General features: G+C 70.9%; 1 protein-coding gene. It reads left to right on the top strand.

The genetic code is table 11. The features are described 5' to 3' along the window. Positions 1-59: 59 nt before the first annotated feature. The gene (gene gcvH, locus FOE67_RS28210) at positions 60-449 is read left to right on the top strand and encodes a glycine cleavage system protein GcvH (protein WP_182667619.1); all 390 of its coding nucleotides are present in this window, start codon (positions 60-62) and stop codon (positions 447-449) included. Positions 450-484: the final 35 nt, after the last annotated feature.

Below are 484 nucleotides of genomic sequence, written 5' to 3' on the forward strand. Positions count from 1 at the left end.
GTGTCCCACCGGTCGGAACCGCCCCACCCACCACACTCGTCACCCGGGAGAATCCACCCATGAGCAACAACCCCCAGCACCTGCGGTACAGCAAGGAGCACGAGTGGCTGTCGCCGGCCGAGGACGGCGTCGCCACCGTGGGCATCACCGCCCACGCCGCCTCCGCGCTCGGTGACGTCGTCTTCGTCGAGCTGCCCGAGGCCGGGCGTACCGTGACCGCGGGCGAGACCTGCGGTGAGCTGGAGTCCACCAAGTCCGTCAGCGAGCTGTACTCCCCGGTCTCCGGCGAGGTCGTGGAGGTCAACCAGAACGCGGTGGACGACCCGGGCCTGGTCAACTCCTCCCCCTTCGAGGAGGGCTGGCTGTTCAAGGTCCGGATCGACGAGGCCGCCGGGCTGCCGGGGGACCTGCTCTCCGCCGAGGAGTACACCTCCTTCAGCGAGGAGTGATCCCGGCGGGCACCGCCCCGCCCGTCCCCGGTCGC

Origin of the sequence: Streptomyces calidiresistens, from assembly GCF_014141525.1 — a bacterium.
GTDB classification, from domain to species: domain Bacteria; phylum Actinomycetota; class Actinomycetes; order Streptomycetales; family Streptomycetaceae; genus Streptomyces; species Streptomyces calidiresistens.